Source organism: Arthrobacter sp. Soil736 (genome assembly GCF_001428005.1).
In the GTDB taxonomy this organism is placed as follows: domain Bacteria; phylum Actinomycetota; class Actinomycetes; order Actinomycetales; family Micrococcaceae; genus Arthrobacter.
Genome location: NZ_LMSB01000024.1, coordinates 1 through 16,945, shown reverse-complemented (window position 1 = coordinate 16,945; position 16,945 = coordinate 1). Strand labels below are relative to the sequence as shown.

Annotated in this window: 16 protein-coding genes and 2 pseudogenes; 10 read left to right on the top strand and 8 right to left on the bottom strand. The window is 63.2% G+C overall.

What is annotated here, in order from left to right; translation table 11 throughout:
* Nucleotides 1-46 precede the first annotated feature (46 nt).
* The 3 genes and pseudogenes from ASG92_RS29875 to ASG92_RS14910 form a co-directional block, all read left to right on the top strand.
* Nucleotides 47-343 (top strand): annotated as a pseudogene (locus tag ASG92_RS29875) (AMP-binding protein); the annotation flags it as partial.
* Nucleotides 344-454: 111 nt separating this feature from the next.
* Entirely contained in the window at nucleotides 455-790 is a 336-nt protein-coding gene (locus tag ASG92_RS29870) for an FCD domain-containing protein (RefSeq protein ID WP_240987150.1), read from the top strand.
* Nucleotide 791: 1 nt separating this feature from the next.
* Nucleotides 792-1,505, top strand: coding sequence for a cache domain-containing protein (locus ASG92_RS14910; RefSeq protein WP_056629710.1), 714 nt, complete (start codon nucleotides 792-794; stop codon nucleotides 1,503-1,505).
* Nucleotides 1,506-1,619: 114 nt separating this feature from the next.
* Here ASG92_RS14910 and ASG92_RS14905 read toward each other — a convergent pair whose 3' ends face one another.
* Nucleotides 1,620-2,246 (bottom strand): TetR/AcrR family transcriptional regulator, encoded by a 627-nt coding sequence (locus ASG92_RS14905; RefSeq protein ID WP_200951983.1) that lies wholly within the window; start codon nucleotides 2,244-2,246, stop codon nucleotides 1,620-1,622.
* Complete coding sequence (locus tag ASG92_RS14900; protein WP_082579518.1) at nucleotides 2,243-3,289, bottom strand: aminotransferase class I/II-fold pyridoxal phosphate-dependent enzyme; 1,047 nt, start codon at nucleotides 3,287-3,289, stop codon at nucleotides 2,243-2,245. Before ASG92_RS14900 ends, ASG92_RS14905 begins: the two co-directional genes overlap by 4 nt.
* Before the next feature lie 1,291 nt (nucleotides 3,290-4,580).
* Between ASG92_RS14900 and ASG92_RS14890 the strand changes: the two genes are divergently transcribed.
* The 6 genes from ASG92_RS14890 to ASG92_RS14865 all read left to right on the top strand — a co-directional run bounded on the left by ASG92_RS14890 (nucleotide 4,581) and on the right by ASG92_RS14865 (nucleotide 9,630).
* A complete protein-coding gene (locus tag ASG92_RS14890; RefSeq protein ID WP_056629764.1) occupies nucleotides 4,581-5,309 on the top strand; it encodes an amino acid ABC transporter ATP-binding protein in 729 nt (242 codons plus the stop codon).
* A gap of 45 nt (nucleotides 5,310-5,354) precedes the next feature.
* On the top strand, nucleotides 5,355-6,197 hold the full coding sequence (locus ASG92_RS14885) for a glutamate ABC transporter substrate-binding protein (RefSeq protein WP_056629704.1): 843 nt from the start codon (nucleotides 5,355-5,357) through the stop codon (nucleotides 6,195-6,197).
* A gap of 23 nt (nucleotides 6,198-6,220) precedes the next feature.
* Entirely contained in the window at nucleotides 6,221-6,901 is a 681-nt protein-coding gene (locus ASG92_RS14880; RefSeq protein ID WP_056629702.1) for an amino acid ABC transporter permease, read from the top strand.
* The gene (locus tag ASG92_RS14875; RefSeq protein ID WP_056629700.1) at nucleotides 6,898-7,770 is read left to right on the top strand and encodes an amino acid ABC transporter permease; all 873 of its coding nucleotides are present in this window, start codon (nucleotides 6,898-6,900) and stop codon (nucleotides 7,768-7,770) included. The genes ASG92_RS14880 and ASG92_RS14875 overlap by 4 nt, the downstream gene beginning before the upstream one ends.
* Before the next feature lie 380 nt (nucleotides 7,771-8,150).
* Entirely contained in the window at nucleotides 8,151-8,627 is a 477-nt protein-coding gene (locus ASG92_RS14870; protein WP_056629761.1) for a RidA family protein, read from the top strand.
* Nucleotides 8,620-9,630: a threonine/serine dehydratase gene (locus ASG92_RS14865; protein WP_056629698.1), complete on the top strand. Its 1,011-nt coding sequence runs from the start codon at nucleotides 8,620-8,622 to the stop codon at nucleotides 9,628-9,630. The genes ASG92_RS14870 and ASG92_RS14865 overlap by 8 nt, the downstream gene beginning before the upstream one ends.
* 391 nt (nucleotides 9,631-10,021) lie before the next feature.
* Here ASG92_RS14865 and ASG92_RS14860 read toward each other — a convergent pair.
* From ASG92_RS14860 to ASG92_RS14850, 3 genes and pseudogenes are all read right to left on the bottom strand, one after another.
* A pseudogene (locus tag ASG92_RS14860) lies at nucleotides 10,022-11,255 on the bottom strand (amidohydrolase).
* A 56-nt stretch (nucleotides 11,256-11,311) separates the two neighbouring features.
* Nucleotides 11,312-12,046, bottom strand: a complete 735-nt coding sequence (locus ASG92_RS14855) for a hypothetical protein (RefSeq protein WP_056629696.1) — start codon at nucleotides 12,044-12,046, stop codon at nucleotides 11,312-11,314.
* Between the two features lie 42 nt (nucleotides 12,047-12,088).
* On the bottom strand, nucleotides 12,089-12,850 hold the full coding sequence (locus tag ASG92_RS14850; protein ID WP_056629694.1) for a DUF5058 family protein: 762 nt from the start codon (nucleotides 12,848-12,850) through the stop codon (nucleotides 12,089-12,091).
* Nucleotides 12,851-13,123: 273 nt separating this feature from the next.
* Here ASG92_RS14850 and ASG92_RS14845 point away from each other — a divergent pair, with 273 nt between their 5' ends.
* Entirely contained in the window at nucleotides 13,124-14,584 is a 1,461-nt protein-coding gene (locus ASG92_RS14845) for an amidase (protein WP_056629692.1), read from the top strand.
* On the opposite strand, the gene ASG92_RS14840 is transcribed toward ASG92_RS14845, so the two are convergent.
* From ASG92_RS14840 to ASG92_RS14835, 3 genes are all read right to left on the bottom strand, one after another.
* On the bottom strand, nucleotides 14,565-15,521 hold the full coding sequence (locus tag ASG92_RS14840) for an AsnC family transcriptional regulator (RefSeq protein ID WP_056629757.1): 957 nt from the start codon (nucleotides 15,519-15,521) through the stop codon (nucleotides 14,565-14,567). The genes ASG92_RS14845 and ASG92_RS14840 overlap by 20 nt on opposite strands.
* Nucleotides 15,522-15,568: 47 nt before the next feature.
* Nucleotides 15,569-15,691 (bottom strand): hypothetical protein, encoded by a 123-nt coding sequence (locus ASG92_RS30285; protein ID WP_277309302.1) that lies wholly within the window; start codon nucleotides 15,689-15,691, stop codon nucleotides 15,569-15,571.
* Between the two features lie 128 nt (nucleotides 15,692-15,819).
* Nucleotides 15,820-16,302 carry a hypothetical protein gene (locus ASG92_RS14835; protein ID WP_056629690.1) on the bottom strand — a complete coding sequence of 161 codons (483 nt, stop codon included), beginning with the start codon at nucleotides 16,300-16,302 and terminating at the stop codon, nucleotides 15,820-15,822.
* Nucleotides 16,303-16,945: the final 643 nt, after the last annotated feature.

Here is a 16,945-nt window from a genome sequence, read left to right as displayed (position 1 = left end):
CTAACGGATCGGCCGCCCGTTCCGGCCGGATCTCCGACAAGCCGGGATGGTGACAACCCAGCGCCCGCAGCTGGCCCGCGCTGCCGACGCTGCTCCGCCGCGCATCTTGATTCAGATTCTCCAAGAAACCGCCAAACGGTTCCCTGACTCCTCTGCCTTGGACGACGGGCGGACCTCACTCAGCTATGGGGAGCTGCTCCGCGACGTGAGGGCCTATGGCCGGCGCCTCCATCAGGCCGGGATCGGCGCCGGAGACAAGGTCGGCGTGCGGATCCCGTCCGGGACAAACGAGCTGTATCTCGCGATCCTGGCCATCCTGTATGTTGGTGCCGCATATGTTCCCGCCTGGTGTTCGAAGAGGCCGGCGTCGCCGGGATCCTGCGTGCCGCTGAGATCATCACCTCCCCGGAGCGGGTCCGGCCCTTCCCGGCTCCCCGGCAGGCAACACCGACAGATGATCAATCGCCACCGGGATACTGCCGATGAACGGGCGCGGCGCCGGATGGACAGCCGCTTTCACGTGGCCATCAGCATTGCCTCGCAGTCCAGCAGGCTGACCTCGGCCGCGCTGCAACTTGAGGCTGAACTGATGACCCTATGGTGGGGCATCCCGGGTCATTCCGGCAGCGAGAGCGTACTGGTGGACCAGCACAAGGCGATCGTCGATGCGATCAGAGACCGGGACGCCGACGCCGCAGCCCGCGCAGCGGAGCACCACAGCCGAAGCGAGATGGAATTTTTGATTGAGCAGCATCTGAGGTTGACGATGCGGCCCGAAGAAGGTGCGTGACGTGGAGACCGTAAAAGAAGCCCTCGAGCGGACCGCCGTCACCCTCTCCACCAGCATCAACCGCGTCTTCGCGGACCTGGAAAAGATCGCCGGCGCGGTCACGGCAGCCGCAGAAGCGGTGCCCGGTGTCCCCCGCCGCAGCGAGTTCCTGTTCCTGAAGCAAGAGCTGGCCGATTTCATTAGGCTGCACTCTGACCTCATCGTCGGCGCCGGGATCGCCTACGCCCCAGGGAGCCTCCCCGAGGCGCCGCATTGGCTCGAATGGTGGAGGGCACAGCCCAAAGGCGGGCCCCGCTTCGTCACCCACGACCTCAATCCGGACTCGCTGAACTACTACGACTACACAGGCCGGGAGTGGTTCACCCTTCCCTCCTCCACCGGAGGGCCGGTGGCAGTCGGTCCCTATGTCGACTTCGGCGGCATCAACGTCAACATCATCACCCTCTGCGTTCCCGCTCAAACCGCACAGGGCATGCACGTCCTCGGGTGCGACCTGACCCTCGCGAATCTTGAGGGAGTCTTCCTCCGGGCGCTTCAGCTCCGCGAGCCGGCGGTGATCCTGCTCGGGCCTAACGGCCGGGTTGTCGCGTCCAACAACGCACGCATCGCAACGGGCACCCTGCTCCGTGACGAGGATTTGAGCCGCGCGGAGACCTCGCTCGATGTTTCCCACGGCAACCCGACCCGCCTGCCCTGGAAGCTGATCAGCTTTTAGGAGTGAAGCCCTTCCTGACGTGTAGCGGTCGCGCGGCCGTCGTGCATGTCCCTCAGCTGGGCATTGGCAAAAATTACGCCCTCCATCGAGGAGGGCGCGCGAAGGTTTGCTTGCCTAGCCTTCGGCCATGCCCTTGAGGGCACCATAAAACGCGTTAATGAGTATCCTGATGGCTGCCGCTTCACTGAGGCTCCCGCGGTTTTTCAAGAGGTCGTCCACCTCACGGGGATCAAAGTGCGAGTTGCAGAACATGAGGGCGAAGTCAAAAAGACCTTCGGAGAGACCCAGCTCCCTGATAACCTCCCGCACGGGGCGCTCCCAGGCTTCGTGGAGCGTACCTATGACTTCGTCGCCGCGGTGCAGCCTTGTCAGAAAGCCTTCCCGGGACCGGAGCTGGATCATGGCCGGACCGTAAGTCTCCAGCAGTTTCACGTGGCGGGCCACAACATCCTCAAACAGAGCTTTTCCATGCAGCGGGGAACCGAGGCTGTAATCGCGCAGGTTCACCAGGACGCCGTGCAGATACTCCTTGTGTAGCTCTTCCAGAGTTGGAAAGTAGCGGTAGGCGGTGGCTACTGAGAGCTCGGCCTTCTCCGCAATCGCAGGCATGGAGGCGTTCTGGGGATCCTCACGCAGAAGTTCTCCGGCAGCATTGAGGAGCCGCCGCTTGTTTCGGACGGTGTCTCGACGACTCCGAACGGACGGCGGGCTTGAAAGCTGTTCAGCAGCCAGGACGGTCACCCCTGTATCTCCAATATTCCTTGTTCAATGCGATCAAGGGCAGTCTTTAGGGTATCGAGGTCTGCTGCAAAGGACAGCCTCAGATGCCCCTCCCCCGAGGGCCCGTACTCACTTCCAGCTCGAAGGATAACCCCGTATCGCTTGAATCGGTCCAGCATTTCAGGTGATGGTAGGGCTTGGGGATAGCGGAAAAAGGCGTAAAAAGCTCCCTTCGGCTCGGTGAACTCCACTCCAGGGATGTTCTTCAGCCGTTCCACCACGTAGTCGCGCCGTTCCCTATAGGCCTCAAGCATGCTGGACGAAATTCCCGGGCCGAGCTGGAGCGCCTTCAGCGATGCCCGCTGTGCCGCGGCATTGACTGCACTGTTCATGGTCCTGTGCACGGCACGGATTGAACCGATGAGCTCCGGTGGCGCAGCTATGTAGCCGATCCGCCATCCCGTCATCGCGTACGTTTTGGACAGAGTCTGGCAATAGACCAAGCGTTCCTGCAACGGCTCGATAGCCAGTGACGAGACGAAGGTGTCGTCATACACAAGGTGGGCGTAGGCCTCGTCGACCAACACCAATGTGTCTGTTCCTGCCAACCCCTCGGCGAGTTCCTCGAGAGAACGCCTGCTGAAAACGGCGCCGGTGGGATTGACCGGATTACAGAGTGTGATCAGGCGGGCGCCCTTAGCGGCGTCGAGCAAGGCGGGCACATCAAGCTGGTTATCAGGCCTGGTGGGCACGAAGACCGGAACCCCGCCAGCCAGTCGCACGGCATCCGGATAGAGGGAGTAGGTAGGTTCCGGAATGACAACCCCTTCTCCGGGATCCACAGTCGCCAGGACTGTGGCCGTGATGGCTGCCGAACCCCCATGTGTGACAAGGACAGATTCCGGCCCGACCGTATGCCCGGACACGGAGGAAACCTCGTCGGCAATGTGCTGCCGCAGGTCCGGATCACCGTTTGCATCTCCGTAGTGGGTCCAGCCGGCGTGGAGGGCTTCGACGGCAGCCTCGACTATTTCCCGCGGCGTATCAAAATCCGGTTCGCCCATGGACAGCGAAAGAGCCCCGGCCGGGGCCGCTCCCCCCACGGGACGGAGGGAAGTGGCGACAACGCGGTCGATGGCTGCTGATGCGCGATACAAGTTCAAGTTTTCTCCAATATTTGCGACTTCTCTTCCAAACTAAGACAGTAGTCGCAAGTTGGCAAGGTCGGTGTCTCAAAATCAAGATAAGCGGTAGTCTCCGCTGTATTTCCGGAGGGAGTGTTGTGTTTCGGCGACGCAAAACCCCAAAATCTTCGATGACTGTGGAATATATTGCGAGCAAACTCGTACTTGCGACTGCTCTCTCATTGTGCTTTAGTGTGACGTGAGGCACAACGAAGTGCGGGGGGCTCGCCCAACCCAATGCAAGGAGACAATCCGGATGAAGAGCAGATCGCTCATCGAACAAAGGATCAATAACCGGCCTGAGGACGGCAGCGCGCCGGTGCCGACCGGCGCTGCGGCATGGATTACCTCAACGCCGCCCCGGACATCGTTTCCCGTCCGCCGTCGCAAACCAGAAGGAGACCAGGCATCACGCCGATCCCAATGACAAGAATTCAGGAACATAACGACGCCCTGGCAAACGGGGCTGTTGCCAGCAAGCAGTTACAACGGTTGCTGACACTGGGTACGGCGACTGTCTACGAGGCGCAGGGTCAAAGGGGATCCATCGCCTCAGAGATCCGCCCGATCCACCCGGACATGAAAGTCGTGGGAACCGCGCTGACGGTCAACACGACGCCAGGCGACAACCTTATGCTTCATCAAGCCGTCCTGATGGCCCAGCCTGGTGACGTACTCGTAGTGGACGCAAAGGGATTCACTGACGCCGGTCCCTGGGGCGACGTGCTCACCCTGGCCGCTCAACGCGCTGGAATCGCGGGACTTGTCATTGACGGTTCAATCCGCGACTCCGAGGCGATCATCAAGGCGGGGTTCCCGGTTTTCGCCCGCGGGATCTCCATTCGCGGAACCACCAAGGTGGACCCCGGCTCGATCGGCGGCACCATCAACCTTGCGGGTAGCACTGTGGAGCGCGGGGACATCATTGTTGGCGATCGTGACGGGCTGGTGGTGGTCAAAGCCTACGAGGTTCTTGAGGCACACTTCAGTGCGCGGAGGAACGGGAAGCCAAAGAGGAGGAGTTCCGACGCAGGATCATGGACGGCGCCACCACGGCCGAGCTCCTCGGCTTGCTCCCTACCCTTCAGCGCTACGGATGGTGACCATGACTATTTCACAGAACCCGGAAACGACCCTCGACCGCGAAGCCGAGACCGGAGGGCCTCAGATCATGATCTCCATGCAGGGAGTCAACAAACACTTTGGGCCGCTCCACGTCCTCCGCGACATTGACCTCGAGGTCGCTCGCGGCCAGGTCGTCGTAGTCCTCGGACCATCCGGATCCGGCAAGTCCACGCTTTGCCGGACCATCAACAGGCTCGAGACCATCGATACCGGATCGGTCTCCATCGACGGAAGGGCACTCCCCCAGGAAGGCAAGGCCCTCACCCGCTACCGGGCCGACGTCGGAATGGTCTTCCAGTCATTCAACCTCTTTGCCCACAAGACCATTCTTGAAAATGTGATGCTGGCACCTCAGAAGGTGCGCAAACTGTCCAAGGTAGCCGCCCGCGATCGGGCGATGGCTCTGCTGGAGCGCGTGGGCATCGCCAACCAGGCCGACAAACTTCCCGCCCAGCTCTCCGGAGGCCAACAGCAGCGCGTGGCCATTGCCAGGGCGCTGGCCATGGAGCCCAAGGTGATGCTCTTCGACGAACCAACCTCGGCCCTCGACCCTGAAATGGTCACCGAAGTCCTGGACGTTATGACGTCCTTGGCCAAGGGCGGAATGACCATGCTCGTCGTGACCCATGAGATGGGCTTCGCCCGCCGGGCAGCAGACCGCGTCGTCTTCATGGCCGACGGCCAGATCCTGGAAGACACCACACCGGAGCAATTCTTCACCACGCCCGCCACCGCAAGAGCCCGCGACTTCCTCGGTAAAATCCTCAGCCACTGAGCCCGTGGCAACCAATCTCTCCCAGCAGCACAGAAAGAATCCATTATGAAACTTAAGTCCCTCATTGCCCTGCCCGCCCTCGCCCTCATCGTCGCGGGTGCGGCCACCGGTTGCGCCAGCGCGGCCGGCAGCGAAGCCAAGGGCGTGGAGGCCAAGGCGAAAGCCGGCCAGCTGACGATCGGCATTGTCTTCGACCGCCCCGGCATTAGCCAGAAGAACCCGGACGGCAGCTTCAGCGGTTTCGACGTTGATGTCGCAAAGTACGTCGCCGGCAAGCTCGGCGTCCAGGAATCCGAGATCAAGTGGCAGGAAGCCCCCACCGCGCAACGCGAAAACCTGATCCAGAACGGCCAGGTGGACTACATCGTCGCCGCCTACACCATCAACGACGCCCGCAAGGAGAAGATCGGCTTCGCAGGCCCCTACCTGACAGTGGGACAGTCCTTGCTTGTCCGCGCCGACAACACCGACATCACCGGTCCCGAATCCCTCAACGGCGGCAAGAAGCTGTGCTCGACCGTCGGATCTGTTCCCGCACAAAACATCAAGAAGAACTACAGCAAGGATGTTCAGCTGCAGGAGTACGACACCAACGCAGCCTGTGTTGAAGCGCTTAAGTCCGGCGCCGTTGACGCCATCAGTACTGACGACATCGTCCTGGCCGGCTACGCCGCAATCAATGCTGGCAAGCTCAAGGTCGTTGGCAAGCCCTTCACCAAAGACTCTTACGGCATCGGGCTGAAAAGGGACGACACGACGGGTCGGGCCAAGATCAACGACGCAATCGAAGACATGATCAAGGACGGCTCATGGGCCAAAGCCTTCGGAAAGAATCTCGGCCCTTCCGGATACCAGCAGCCTGCGGCGCCGGCCGTCAACAGGTACTGATAGCACCTCAAGGAAGCTAATCCATGGAAATCCTCACTGAATACGGCGACCAGCTGGTCACGGCGTTCACCCGCACCATCCAACTGGCCGCGCTGTCCGCGGTGGCTGCTTTGGTGCTGGGCACCGTGTTGGCCGCGATGCGCGTCTCCCCGGTCTGGGCGCTGCGCACCGTGGCAACCGCCTACGTGAACATCGTCAGGAACACCCCGCTGACACTGGTGGTCCTGTTCGCGTCCTTCGGCCTGGCCCAGCAGCTGGGCATCACCTTGGTCGATCCGAAGTCCCCGACCTCGATTACGGACAGTTCCTTCCGCCTCGCTGTGCTGGCGTTCAGCCTGTACACAGCCACCTTCGTTTGCGAAGCGGTCCGCGCCGGGGTAAACACGATCCCCGTGGGACAGTCCGAAGCCGCCCGGTCCCTGGGCCTGGGATTCACCCAGGGACTGCGGTACATCGTGCTGCCCCAGGCCTTCCGGGCAGTGATCGGGCCGCTGGGCAGCATCCTGATCGCCCTGATCAAAAACACCACCGTCGCCTCCGTCATCGGCGTCGCGGAGGCCGCGCTGCTGATGAAGGAAGTCATCGAAAACACCTCGGCCCTGATCGTGGTCGGCCTGATCTTCGCCCTGGGCTTCATGTGCCTGACCCTCCCCACCGGCGCGGCCTTCAGCTACCTGAGCAAGAAACTGGCGGTAAGAACATGAGCACGAAACCCGCACTCAAAACCCTCTACGACGAGCCCGGGCCCCGCGGCAAAGCCCTGAACCTCATCATCAGCGCCGCCTGCCTGGCCGGCCTCGCTGGCGGTGCCGTCTGGGTACTTTCAGCGCTGCGCGAGAAGGGCCAGCTCGCCCCCGAGAAATGGCTGCCCTTCCTGACCGCCGACATGTGGCGCACCTACCTGCTGCCCGGCATCATCGGAACCCTGCAGGCCGCAGCGCTGGCCGTTGTTCTTGCCACAGTCCTGGGCATCCTGCTCGGCGTCGGACGGATGTCCGAGAAGAGGCTCATGAGGTACGGATGCACGGTCGTCGTGGAATTCTTCCGCGCCATGCCGCTACTGATCCTAATGATCTTCTGCTTCCAGGTCTTCGCCAATTACTCACTCTTCCCTTCCACCCAGCTCGCGATGGCCGCCGTCGTCACCGGCTTGACCCTCTGCAACGGCGCGGTGATCGCCGAAATCGTCCGAGCCGGCGTCCAGGCGCTGCCCCGCGGACAACGCGAAGCATCGATCGCCCTCGGCCTGGGAAACGGTCAAGCCATGCGCATGGTCCTCCTCCCACAGGCCATTACGGCGATGCTGCCCCCGATTGTTGCCCAACTCGTCGTCGCGCTCAAGGACACCGCCCTGGGCTACCAGATCACCTACGTTGAAGCAGTACGGCAAGGCATCCAGGCAGGGTCGGCGTACTCCAACTACATTCCGGCCCTGCTCGTCGTGGCCGCTGTCATGATCGCCATCAACTTCGCGCTGTCCCAACTCGCCGTGACCGTCGAGAACAAGCTGCGAAAGGGCCGGAAACCCGTCGTGAAGGCACCGGACCAGCAGGTCGCGGTACCCGCCTTATGAGTCTCCGTGTTCGACGGCGGCGGCTCGCACCCTTGGTGGCGGACCGCCGTCGAACTGCTTAGGCCGTCGAACCGTTTAGAAAGGTATCCAGGTGGTTGTCACACCTATCATCACCAGTACAAATCCTCCGGTCGGAGCAATGACCGGCCACCATGCACCGGCCAGTGGTTGGTGGCGTCCCGACGGCGACCCTAAACCGTACCGCTACCTGCAGCAGGGAGAGCTCATGCCTTCACTTAATGGCAGGCCTGTCTACTGGACGCTTGTTCTGGAGCTTTCCCCGACCCAGAAGGGGAACGCCCGCACGACGATGGAGCCGGCCTGGCCTGCCCGTGACCGGCTCGGCGCCGATTTACCTCCACGATGAGAAAGACGACTTGATGGACACAATTAATGACCGCTTAGCTTCGATTGGCCTTCAGCTCCCTGATGAGCCTCTGAGACCCGGTGGCAGCTATGTGCCGTTCGTGTGGTCCGGCAATCAGCTGTTGGTTGCAGGCCAGATCTGCCGCGTGGGGGAAGAAATGCAATTCACGGGAGTCGTCGGTGATGGGCTCACCGTCGAGGACGGCCAAGCGGCTGCACGCCTGTGCGCCCTGAACACCCTTGCTGTGGCAGGGGCGGCGTGCGGCGGCGACTTCAGTGGTCTTCGTCTGCTCAGTTTGAGCGGTTTTATTCGTTGTGTCCCTGAATTCGGAGAACAGGCCAAAGTCATGGATGGTGCATCCGACGTCTTCCTTCAGGCCCTCGGCGACAATGGCAAGCACGTCAGGACCGCGGTCGGTGTCTACGCGCTCCCCCAGCAGGCACCCGTAGAGATTTCGACCGTGTTTGAACTGGTCAAAGACAATGAGTAATGCACAAGCCACGGACGTGTTCAGCATCGAGCATATTAGACAGGCTGCCGACCGGATCACGGAATATGTTGTCCGAACGCCACTTCTCTCTTCGCCGATGCTGGACAAGGCAGCCGATGCCCGCGTGTGGGTCAAAATGGAAGCACTTCAACTGACCGGTTCCTTCAAGATCCGCGGGGCCTTGAACAAGGTCCTGGGCCTCAGCGAGGAAAGCCGCAAGAACGGGATCGCGGCATATTCGGCAGGCAATCATGCGTCCGCCGTCGCCGCCGCCGCAAGCATCGTTGGTTGCCCTGCCGTCATCGTTGTACCCAACAATGCACCGCGGATCAAAGTTGAGAACTGCCGCTGGTGGGGAGCAGAGGTTGTCTTCTACGACCCTGCCGCTGAGGACCGCGCCGAGATCACACAAGCACTCGCGGACCAACGCGGAATGACCGTCATCTCCCCATTCGACGACCACGCCATCATGGCAGGTGCTGGAACCACCGGACTGGAAATGGCTGAGCAACTGATCGCGGCAGGCCAGAAACCTGACGCAGTTGTCATCAATTGCAGTGGTGGCGGTCTCGCATCCGGCGTCATCGAAGCGATGGGGCACTTCTTCCCGGAGATCGAAAAGTACATTGTTGAGCCGCAGGGCTACGACAAAATGGCGCACTCGCTCGCCGCCGGTGAAGTCCGCAGTAACCCCGCGGTACGTCACACGATTATGGACGGCATCAGCGGTCCCGTCGCCGGAAAACTCCCCCTTGAAGTTCTTCTCCGCCACGGCGTAAAAGCACTCACCGTGGACGACGGGGAAGCCTTGGCGGCCGTCGCAACCTCTTTCTACACGCTGAAAACGGTGATCGAACCAGGCGGCGCGGCATCCTTGGCTGCAGTCCTGTCGAAGAAAGCCAACTTCGCGGGCAAGACCGTAGCGATCGTAGCTTCAGGCGGCAACGTGGACCCAGCCGTATACACCCGCGCACTCACCGAAAACCCGCTGAAGCTAGCCTGAGACCGTGACCGGCCGGCCTCCGTTGCATTGGCACCGGACGAGCCCGATAAAAATCCCGCCACCTTTTCGTACGTGCCCAACATCGCTCGGGATGCCACCAATTCAGTTACCACGGCAGCACCATCCACCCCACCGGCCGCATGACCCTGCCCGCACCAACCCACGAAGCAGCCAAGGCCGGCGCGGTCGAGCAGCGCATGGAATCTATTCCCCACCACGATGCGATCGAGCAGGTGCGCCTGGACCGGCATGCTCGATGCCAAAAGCTACGCACCAACGACCAGACCGTCAGCCTCATCGCGAACCTCCAAGTCGCAGCCACCCGCGACCAGCTCATCGCAGACATCCCGGCGTTGGCGAGAAGTCATGCCGGGGTGCCTCAAGATAAGTGTCAGTTGCCCAGACGGGACATAAGGACGGCGACGGCGGCCGAGACTCCGCCGGACAGCGAGCCTTCCAGCTCAGGCGCGAAGTAGGGCGAGTGGTTGACGGGGACGGGACCCGGTCCGTCGAAGACGTCTGCCGGCGTTCCGCCGAACATCCAGAACACGGACGGCACACCGATCGCCGTCCCCAGATGCCCGAAGTCCTCGCTACCCATCATGGGCGCGGTGATTTCCACTGCTTCCGGCCCCAGAGCACCGCGCAGTGCGTCGATGACCGAAGGAACGGCGTCGGGATCGTTGAAGCATCGCGGGAAGCGGTACATTTCCTCGATCTCCGGCTGCGGCGCCCCGGACGCGGCGGCTTCCGCCACGATGATGCGGCGCACGGCGGCCAGGACTTGCCCCCGGATGTCCTCTTCGAAGGTGCGGATGTTCAGCGTGAACTCGGCCGAGGCCGGAATGATGTTCTCCTTGAGGCCCGCGTGGAAGGTGCCAACCGTCACGACGGCGGACTTACGCGGGTCCAGCTCACGGGACACAATCCCCTGGAGGCGGGTGACCATGTAGGCCGTCATGACGATGGGATCGATGGAATCCTGAGGCTGGGAGCCGTGCGACTGCTGGCCGTGGACGGTGACCCGGAGCGAATCAGCCATGGCGGCTACGGGGCCGCTCGAAATGGACACCGTACCGACCCGGCGGGGCATGACGTGCTGCCCAAAGACCACCTCCGGACGAGGGGCCCTGTCCCAGAGACCGTCGTCGAGCATGGCGAGCGCGCCGGCAGCCGTCTCCTCCCCCGGCTGGAAGATCAGCACCAGCGTCCCGGACCAGGCGCCGCGGTTGTCCGTGAGCCTTCCGCGGCACCCAGCAGGCTCGCTACATGCGTGTCGTGGCCACAACCGTGCATGACCGGGACCGTAGTGTGCCGTCCGGCAACGTGCCCGTGTCCGTGCTGGCGTACCCGAGTCCCGTGGCTTCCTCGATGGGGAGCCCGTCCGAGTCCGCCCGGAACGCCACCACGGGACCCTCACCGTTCCGGAGAATTCCCACCACGCCCGTGCCACCGCAGCGGAAGTGCTCAATGCCGAGGCCGTCCAGCTGCTCCTCGATCAGCGTGGCCGTAGCGAACTCCTGCATGGACAGTTCCGGATGCGCGTGAAGGTGCCGGTACAGGGCCTGTAGCTTGGCAGTCTGTTCGGTGTCGAGCTGGAGGGCAAGTGTGGCTGCTTGGGTCATGGTCTTGGTTTCCTATCGTGGAGTGCGGGTCTGGGGGGAGGGTGGTGGCGTGCCGGCTACTCGATGTGAATGGGCCTGGCTTCAGCCACGGCGCTCTTCCCCCGGAAGATCCAGGCCAGCAGGATCGTGGCCAGCACAACGATTGCGGTGGACACCGTGGCAAGTGACGGCACCAGGGGCAGGACAACGAACACGACGACGGCTGACACCACCAGCGCGAACACCGTGGTGCGGGGCTGCTTCATGGACACAATGGCCTGCACCAACACCGCGCCGAGGACTGTCGGCAGCACATACAAGCGGGTCACCAGCAGGACCGACGGCGGAATTTCGCTTATCAGCCAACTCCCGAGGAGCCCGACGAAGATTGCCAGGGAGACCAGGTGGACCGCGGCAGCCCCACAGATAGCGACGACAGCGGCAAGCTCGGCACGCTTGCTGCCCGGCTTTGCGCCGATGTTGGTTTGGGCGATAAGGGCAGCGGGCAGGAGCTTGTTGGAGATGTTGCCGATCATGAAGGCCTGGTACATGGCGGCCGGGCCGAGGATTGGGAAGTACGTCAGCGGTTCAACGATCCAGATGATGCCGAACGTGGCCGCGACGGCCGCGAAGGCGATCCAGAGTTGTGCGGGGCCAATGTCGAGGCCGCTGGCAAAAACCAGATACAGCGGTCCGGCCACGGAGATCAACAAGCCGCCGATCATGGTGATCTGGCCCCAGCGGGAGGTGGTGCGGTTGAAGTCCGCCATGGCGGAGTTGCTGGTGGTGGGGGCGGTGGTAGTGGAGGTCATGGGTGTTCCTTTCCGTTCGTGGTCAGGGCTTCGAGTTCGGGCTCAGGCACCGACGGCCGGGCCGACTGCCAGGTAGGCAGCGCTCAGGCCGATGACGATCGAGAAACCGAGGCCCCACTCACGCAGCCAGCTCTTGCCGAGGTTCTTGGCAAGCAGTAAGCAAAGCCCCATGACCGCTGCGGAAACGAGGAAGGACAGGACGTGAGTCCCGGACTTCGGCAGTTCGCTCAGTCCCAGGCAAGCGAAGGCGCCGATCAATGCGGCCGCCGGCACGATCGCCATTGCGGCAGGATTCACGGAGCGGATCTTGGCGTCGCCCTTGCGGAGCAGCGGGGTCAGGATCAGGGTGGCGAGCATCCACATTGCCCCTCCGATGCTCATGGCGAAAAACGCCACTGCGAAGACACTTTGGGTGTAGCTGGCATCGCCAAGCTTGGCCCCCATCGATCCTGCTGCGATGCCAGCCGCGGATACGTCGTACGCCGCCGAACCGATCAGCCCGATCCGGGAGAGCACCGCCGGCGCGCCGAACAGGCCCAGCAGTGCGATGGCCACGAGGGAAACGGCAAGGGAGGGTCCGATGGCCGAGACGGCGCCGGACCGGAACGACGTCTTGATGTCCTGGGCGCTCATCTCCACGGACGGAGCGGCCCGGCGCGCTGCCTTCATGAAGATCACGGACTGGACGATGATGACGCCGAAGACGCCTGCAACGCAGATCCACAAGACGGGGTTGTTGGCAATGGCCAGGATGTCCGCTGAGTCGTTGGTTGCGAGGGGTTGAGTTGCCAGGGGTTGGTGCATGGGAACCTCCGGTTGAAAGCCCCGTTGCGAGTCCGCGTCCGACGACGTTGTGCGGTACGTGCTGCACCAGGGCGAATCCTTTCCCATCGACCAGATCGGTCAACGGGTAAGCAACACCATCCGCTATCCGCCTGACGCGAAACAATACTTGACGGAATCAGCCAACTAAGTGGCCGAAACAGTCAAAGGGCGCTTTCCTGCTACGCAAGACTTCCCCGCTCCGCCTGTGACGCTGCACACTTCAGGGCAGTGAACACCCAGTAAAGGAGCACCATGCCTGACACCATTGGCGAGCTGTCCGCCGTCGAACTCACCGCAGCCATCCGCGACAAGAAGATCTCGGCGCGCGAAGCCCTGGCGGATCATTTCGACCGGATCGCCGAGGTCAACCCCGTGATCAACGCCGTAGTTACGCTCGATGCCGAAGGGGCGCAGGCACTGGCCGACCGCGCCGACCGGCTCACCGCCTCCGGCGCGGAGTTGCCACCCCTCCACGGCCTGCCCATGACGCACAAGGACACCAACAACACTACGGGGATGCGCACCACCCAGGGCTCGCTGGCATTGAGGGACTTCATTCCCGACGCCGACGACCTGATCGTCGCGCGGTTGAAGGCGGCCGGCGTGGTCACCACGGGCAAGTCCAACGTGCCCGAGTTCGGTGCGGGGTCACACACGTTCAACGACCTCTTCGGGACTACGACCAACCCGTACGCACCCACGCTGAGCGCGGGCGGAAGCAGTGGCGGTGTGGCCGCCGTCGTTGCTTCCCGGATCCAGAGCATCGGTGATGGCAGCGATATGGGCGGCTCGCTGCGCATCCCCGCGTCCTTCTGCAACGTGGTCGGTTTCAGGCCGTCGACGGCGGTCATCCCCATGCCGTCGGCAGTGAACGCCTACGCGTGGCTTGGACGGACCGGTCCGATGGCCCGGAGCGTTGAGGACATCGCGCTGTTCATGTCCGTCACCGCCGGCAAGGATCCCCGTGTCCCCCACCCCCAGGGGCTTGACCCGGCAGTTTTCCGGTCTTCTTTGGAGACCGATATGCGCGGCGTGCGGATCGGCTGGTCCCGCGACTTCGGCATCGGCGTGCCTGTTGAACCGGAAATCCTCGACCATCTGGAACGGCAGCTGGCCGTGTTCGAGGAGCTCGGCGCAATCGTGGAGGAAGCCACGCCGGACTTCAGCGAAGCGGACCTGGTCTTCGGCAACATCCGTGCCATGGACTTCGCCGCTGGACTTGGGCCGATCCTGGAGCGCTCCGGGGACCTCATCAAGCCGGAGGTCCATTGGAACGTGGCCAAGGGTTTTGCCCTCACTGCGCAGGATCTCATAGAGACCGCTGCTGCCCGCACCCGCCTTGAACTGAGCGTGCAGGAGTTCTTTGGCCGCTACGACCTCTTCGCCAGCCCCTGCGCGCAGGTCCTGCCCTTCGACGCAACGCTGCGGTACCCCTCGGACGTGGCCGGTGTGGCCTCCGAGACATATCTGGACTGGATGCGCTCAGCCTGCGTTCTGTCCGCCGCCGGACTCCCCGTCCTAAGCGTGCCCGCGGGATTCAGCTCCGCCGGCCTGCCCATTGGCCTCCAGCTCGCCTGCAACCACTACACCGACATGCAGTTGCTTCGCTGGGGCCGCGCCTTCGAGCAGCGGACGGGGTACGCCGCCGTCGCGCCTTCTTTCGGGGCTGGCGCTGGGGCCGGTGCTGCGGCGCTTACGACGATGTCCGCATGATCCGTCCGCCGCGTTTCCGGGCATCGAGCAGAACGGAGACGTCCACTCCTGAAGCGTACTGGGCCCACTCCGAGCCCGTGATGAAGCGGTACAGGGAGGACATGTCCCCCACGGTGACATCCGCGATGATCTGGTAATCGCCCGCAATTGCCGCCGCATAGCGGACCATCGGAAGCTCAGCCAGGCCTTTGCCCAACTGTTCCACGTGTTGCGGCGATGCCCGGATCCAGAGCAGGGCCTCGACGGCAAGCCCAAAGGCCGCAGGTTCCACCACGGCCCTTAGCTGGACCTGGTTGTTGGCCAATAGCCATTCACTGCGGCGCCGGGCCGTGGCTTCCGAGACACCGACCCGGCGCCCTAACGCTTCGAAGCTCATCCGGCCGTCGGCACACAGTGCCTCGACCAATTCATTGTCCTGTCGATTCAGGTCCTGCCGCGCCTCCAGGATGCCCGAGTCAGCCGACAGATCCGATCGCAGGGCCTCGGCACGGTCCGTGCTGAGGATCTCCGGCCGCCAACCCCGGATGGTCCGGAAGTAGCGCAGTACGGGGTAGCTGGTGGAATCCCGCAACCCGATGGTGGAAGGCAGTTCATCGGACAACACGTCGCCCATACGCGTTGCTTCGGTGAGGATTTCTGCCACGCAGTCGCCCGTGCCGGTTGTGGTGTAAACGAACGTGGTGTCGGTCCGCTGCGCGAGTGCCTGGGCGGCCGCACGTACCGTCCCCGGGGTACAACGCATGTCCACGAGCACCGCCGCCTGCCTGGGTCGCACGCCCACCACGGCAACCGCACCCGACTCCAACAGTTGGGATCCGCGACGAGCCACGGTCCGCTCAGCCTCGCCGAGCACGGCCGCCATCTTGCGCCACGGGCAGCGCGGGTCAAGTTGGAGGGCGGCAACAATCTGCCGCTCCAATGCGTCAAACACCACCATGCGAACTCCGTCCGTTCCGTCGGTCAATTTCATCACGGACGGGGCGTTCACTCGGGGACATCGGCACCGGGTTCGGCCCATTCCAAGGCCGCGACGAGGTGTCCTTCGTTGGGGAGAGCACGCTGTTCGGCTGGCGGGAGTTGGTCGTAGGTGTAGGCTGCGACGGCCATTTGGGAAGTCGAGCGGCCGAGGATGTACCTGACGCTGCAGTCGTTCGTGGTGCCGCAGATGAGGATGCCGATGGTTTCGGGCGGATGACCGGCCGTGCGGGGAAACCCTCGCCTACACGGGGTCGCCGTCAGGACGCCCTCAGGCTGAGCAGCACGGCCTTGAACTGCTGCCCCTCCTGCGATGCCCACCACGCCCTGGCCGCGGCAACATCCCCGCACTTCTCGATGACTTGACTCAGTTCGACCCCGAGGAAGGGACCGGTCCAGCTCGATGGCACTGTCGTGGGTTCACCCGTCGGCAGCCCGCGGAGCATCCCCGGACCGTCAGGGGGAACCTCACGGACCAGGGCGAGCGTGCAGACCGTGTCGGTCCCCGGGCCGGAGAGGGGCTCCTCTGCGTAAAAGGCAAACTGATACGGCGGCGTCCAGCCTGCCTGGGACAGGCCGGGAACCGCGCCGGACTCGACGACCGTGCGCCGAACCGGCCAGCCGTAGTCGTAGCTGCTGAAGCCGACGTCCACCGTGAACAAGGTCCGGCCCTTGGCGTCCTTGAACGTGACGAACTCCCCTGTAATTGGGCCGCGGGGGATGTTCGCGACTCGGCCGTCCACGCCACCGGGTAGCGGAGCGAGAGCTTCTGCGTCGTGAAGGCGAACGCGAGGCCGGCTGCTGGCAGCAGGCCCGACCGCAGAACTATCCGATACTGGGTGGGTTCCACGATGTCCTCCTAGGATGCAATGCGATGCGAGACCAGGGAGKCCCGACCGCAGAACTATCCGATACTGGGTGGGTTCCACGATGTCCTCCTAGGATGCAATGCGATGCGAGACCAGGGAGTCCACCATCACATCGCGACGCTGTGCGGGACCAGAGGCGTTCCTATGAATCCATCAAATTGAAATGTTTCTGTGACCACAAGTCCCTGCCGCACTCAAACAACACGGCTGTTGTACTTTTACCGTCAACCTCAGGTCGCCGCGCCGCTGACTGCAATGGGAGAAGGTTTACCGATGGCGGGACCTACATGGTTTCCCACGACGTTTCCGGTGCAGTCCCGCTGGAGCGCACCTGTTCCTAGGAGCCTGCTGAACTAAGTGCTGTTGGAGGGGTCGGTGCGGGCGTGTGTGCGCTTTGGCTGGCCCCTCCGGCATGTGCGGTGTTCGCGGCGGACCCGTCTTTGGTCGGTCAGTTGCCGGTCCGGGTCGGGCCCGCAGCCCCGGAGGAACCTTCCCCGGGTCCCTCCGGGGCCTTCAC